This is a genomic window from Dietzia sp. B44, from assembly GCF_014145245.1.
Classification (GTDB): Bacteria; Actinomycetota; Actinomycetes; order Mycobacteriales; family Mycobacteriaceae; genus Dietzia; species Dietzia natronolimnaea.
The window spans coordinates 1-4404 of the sequence record NZ_JAALEF010000264.1; the positions used below are offsets into that span (position 1 = coordinate 1).

A 4404-nucleotide genomic window follows, 5' to 3' on the forward strand; every position below is an offset into this window, starting at 1 on the left:
GAGAGAGCGACCGCCCGCCGGAACACGGTCGGCGACGGCCTGGCGGCGCAGCCCCATGCGCTCGTAGGCGAGGGTGACCGCCACCCCCGCGAGCAGTCCGGCCACCGCCCAGCCGCCGAGGACCCACACCGCGTGCCCCAGGCCCGCGTCCCAGCTCGAGTCGAAGAACATGATCGACCGCAGTCCGAGGTAGGCCTGGTGCATCGGCTGGAGGTTGCCGATCGCGACGAACACCTGCGGCAGCATCTGCGTCGGGGTGGCTCCGCCCGACGTCGGTATCCCCAGCACCACGAACACGACCAGGTTGACCAACAGCCCGGCGTTCCCGATCGCCGCGATGATCGTGTGTGCACACACCCCCACCGCGACGATCACGAGGTTCGAGAACCAGAACATGTGCCACGGGTCGTACCCGGTGACCCCGATGATGTGGGCGACGAGAAGGCAGAGCCCGGACACGAGCGGGGCCGTCACGAGTGTGACCACCCACTTGCGGGCCAGCGTCTGGAGCCGGCCGAACGGGGCCACGTGCACGTGCAGCGCCAGAGGTCCGATCTCCAGGGGGATGAACCCGAGCCGGGCGTCGAGCACGGCGGAGATGATCATCGCCCCGGTGAAGCCCGCGAGGATCACGATCAGCGCGTAGAACATCGGCAGCGAGGCGTTCGACACCCCCTCCGGCAGCGGGTTCCACGCGGTCACGTCGATCCCGACCGGGTCCTGGAGTGCGAGGGTCGCGGCGGCGCCGATCGTCCTGCCCTCCGCCTCGGCGAGCAACTGTGAGTCGGCGAGCAACCTGGGGCCCATCCGGTCGCGGAACGACTCCTGCATCGCCTCGGCCATGGTGTTCATCACCTGGCTCGACACGATGGAGACGCGGGGCGAGTACTCGACCGTGACCCGCGCGGGCGCGGGAGGTTCCGCCGCATCCCCCTCTTCGGTGGCCGCCGCCTCGACCAGACCGACCACCCGCTCGCTCAGGTCGGCGGGGATCCTGATCGCCCCGAAGTACGATCCGTCACGCAGTCCCTCCTCCGCCGTCCCGGGGTCCACGACGTGAAGCCGGATCTTCTCCCAGTCGTTGTTCTGGAGCAGGCCGGCGGTGATCTGCGATCCCACGTCGAGGTCCCGCACGCCGATCGGCGTGTCCAACGAGGCTCCGCGGTCGGAGTCCACCACCGCCACGGGAATGTGCCGGGCGTGGGCCTGGGGATCCGCGGTGCCGCCCAGATACATGAACGACAGCAGGAAGAACAGTCCGCAGACCAGAACCACCGCGCCCGCCGAGTGTGAGGCGAACTCGCGGAAGCCGCCGGTGTGGCCGGAGTCGGTCATGGTGATCCTCATTCGTGTGGAACGCCGGTCGACCACACGGCCGACCGAGACGAAGTTACTCCTGCCACCGCGGGTATCGTGTACCCGTCCCCCGGAGCGTCCCCGCCCACGTCACGGGGCCGCCCGCAGGCCTGATCGCAGGACTGCCACCCGGGACGCCCGTCCCGTCGTCTCCCGAACCGGATCGAGGTCCCATGCCCGCCCTGAGGTCCCGCACCAGCACCGCCGGACGCAATGCGGCGGGGGCCCGCGCACTCTGGCGCGCCACCGGCATGACGGACGCCGACTTCGGCAAACCGATCATCGCGGTCGCCAACTCGTACACGCAGTTCGTCCCCGGGCACGTGCACCTGAAGAACGTCGGCGAGATCGTCGCCGAGCAGATCACCGCGGCGGGTGGCGTCGCGCGCGAGTTCCACACCATCGCCGTGGACGACGGCATCGCCATGGGTCACGCGGGGATGTTGTACTCGCTTCCCAGCCGCGAGATCATCGCCGACTCCGTCGAGTACATGGTCAACGCGCACACGGCCGACGCCCTGGTGTGCATCTCGAACTGCGACAAGATCACGCCGGGGATGCTCAACGCGGCGATGCGTCTGAACATCCCGACCGTGTTCGTCTCCGGCGGCCCCATGGAGTCCGGCTTCTCGGTGGTCGTCGACGGCGTGGTCAAGGCCGGTTCCGACCTCGTCACCGCGATCTCCGCCTCGGCCAATTCGGCGGTCGACCAGGAGGGCCTCGACGCGATCGAACGCTCGGCCTGCCCCACCTGCGGTTCCTGCTCGGGCATGTTCACGGCCAACTCGATGAACTGCCTGACGGAGGCCCTGGGCCTGTCGCTGCCGGGCAACGGCTCCACTCTGGCCACCCACAGCGCACGGCGCGAGCTCTTCGCCGAGGCCGGCCGGGTCATCGTGGACCTCTGCCACCGCTACTACCGGGACGACGACGCCTCGGTCCTGCCGCGGTCGGTCGCCACCAAGGAGGCCTTCGCCAACGCCATGACGCTCGACGTGGCCATGGGCGGGTCCACCAACACGGTGCTGCACATCCTCGCCGCCGCGCAGGAGGGTGAGGTCGACTTCGATCTCCACGACATCGAGCAGATCTCCCGTCGGGTGCCGTGCCTGGCCAAGGTCGCACCCAACTCGGACTACTACATGGAGCACGTCCACCGGGCCGGTGGCATCCCGGCGATCCTCGGCGAGTTGTACCGCGGCGGTCTGCTGGAGACGGACGTCCACTCGGTGCACTCCCCCTCTCTCGAACAGCACATCGCGGACTGGGACATCCGCAGCGGTACCGCCACCGAGCAGGCGATCGAGCTGTTCCACGCCGCACCCGGCGGGGTCCGCACCATCGAGCCGTTCTCCACGGACAACCGTTGGGAGTCGCTGGACACGGACGCCGTGGACGGCTGCATCCACTCGGTCGAGCACCCGGCCACCGCCGAGGGCGGGCTGGCCGTGCTCCGCGGCAACATCGCGCCGGACGGATCGGTCTTCAAGACCGCCGGCGTGTCCGAGGCGAACTTCCACTTCAGCGGCCCGGCGCGGGTCGTGGAGTCGCAGGAGCAGGCGGTGTCGGTGATCCTGGACAAGACCCTGCAGCCCGGCGAGGTGCTCGTGGTGCTCTACGAGGGCCCGGCCGGCGGCCCGGGCATGCAGGAGATGCTCCACCCCACCGCGTTCATCAAGGGCGCCGGCCTGGGCACCAGGTGCGCCCTGATCACGGACGGCCGCTTCTCAGGCGGCTCGTCGGGACTGTCCATCGGGCACATCGCCCCCGAGGCCGCCGCCGGCGGCCCGATCGGGTTGATCCGGGACGGAGACGTCGTGACGATCGACGTGGCCACACGATCCATCTCGGTGGAGGTCGACGACGACGAGCTGGACCGTCGCCGGGCCGAGAAGGGACCCCTCCCGTGGCGTCCGGTCCACCGCGAGCGGGAGGTCTCCACCGCGCTGCGGGCATACGCCTCGATGGCGTCGTCCGCGGACAAGGGTGCCGTGCGGATCCTGCCGGGCTGACCTCCACGGCCCGCCGCCGCGGTCAGCCCGCGGTGACCGCCGGGCTGTCGGTCGTGGACATCAACGGGTTGCTGCCGTTGAGCAGGTACCAGATCACCCCTGCCGCGATCACGGCCAGCAGCAGCCAGATCACTCCGCTGAACCGGGGGCGGTGCGACCACCGCCACCTGCGGTCGACCGACCAGCGTCCGGCTCCCGCGAAGAGGAGTGCGAGCAGGGCGGCGACGTACAGGATCGACGTCTCGAGCCCACGGGTCGTCTCGCCGAGGAGCGGCACGGGGTCGTCACCGGTCAGCCGGACCGCGAGACCCAACCCGACCAGCCCGAGCAACCCGGCCGCCGCGACCGGCGTCGCCAGGCCCACGACGAGCAGGATCCCCGCGACCAGCTCGACGACCCCGCCGGCGATCGCGAGCAGTCGCGCCTGCTCGAAACCCGACTCGGTGAGGGTCTGCGTGAATCCGTCGAGTCCCGGGCCGCCGAACAGGCCGAAGAGCTTCTGCAGACCACGCATGGCCAACAGGACGCCCACCGCGAGTCGGAGGAGGAACAACCCGAAATCGGTCGTGCCGCGCCGGGAGATCTCGTCGCGGGGGGCGGGGTCGATCGTCGTGGGCTGGTCGCCGAACGGCAACGGCGCCGACGTGTCGTATCCCCCGGACTCGGAGAACTGCGAGTAGTCCGTCCGACCCGCCGCGGGGAATGCCGTGGTCGCCGAGTCCGCGGTCCCCGTGCCGGAACCGGCCCCCGTCGCGTTGGGGACGTCGAGCGGGTAGTCGACATCGTGGATGATCTCGGTTCGGGCGTCGTCTCCGGGCTTTGAGGAAGTCACCATGCGACCATAGGCCGCTTCCCCGGCACCCGCACCCAGGACACGGCGCACCGTAGGCTTGTCGCCATGAGATCGCTCTCGCTGCTGGTGGTCCTGGCCGTCGCGACGGCCGGGTGCGCGAGATTCGACGACCGTCTCGCCGCGCCCTTCACCCCCGCCCCCGGACCGGGGATGGGCGCGGCACCGCCGTCCAGCCCCCCCGGC

The 4404-nt window shown here is 70.3% G+C and carries 3 protein-coding genes; 1 reads left to right on the forward strand and 2 read right to left on the reverse strand.

Features of this window, described 5'->3' with window-relative positions; all coding sequences use genetic code 11:
• On the reverse strand, window positions 1-1335 hold a 1335-nt coding region (locus G6017_RS09395), incomplete at its 3' end, for a YhgE/Pip domain-containing protein (RefSeq protein WP_182617094.1).
• Between the two features lie 194 nt (window positions 1336-1529).
• Between G6017_RS09395 and ilvD the strand changes: the two genes are divergently transcribed.
• Window positions 1530-3368: a dihydroxy-acid dehydratase gene (gene ilvD, locus G6017_RS09400; RefSeq protein WP_182609519.1), complete on the forward strand. Its 1839-nt coding sequence runs from the start codon at window positions 1530-1532 to the stop codon at window positions 3366-3368.
• A 22-nt stretch (window positions 3369-3390) separates the two neighbouring features.
• Here ilvD and G6017_RS09405 read toward each other — a convergent pair whose 3' ends face one another.
• The gene (locus tag G6017_RS09405) at window positions 3391-4203 is read right to left on the reverse strand and encodes a DoxX family protein (protein WP_182609518.1); all 813 of its coding nucleotides are present in this window, start codon (window positions 4201-4203) and stop codon (window positions 3391-3393) included.
• Window positions 4204-4404 lie beyond the last annotated feature (201 nt).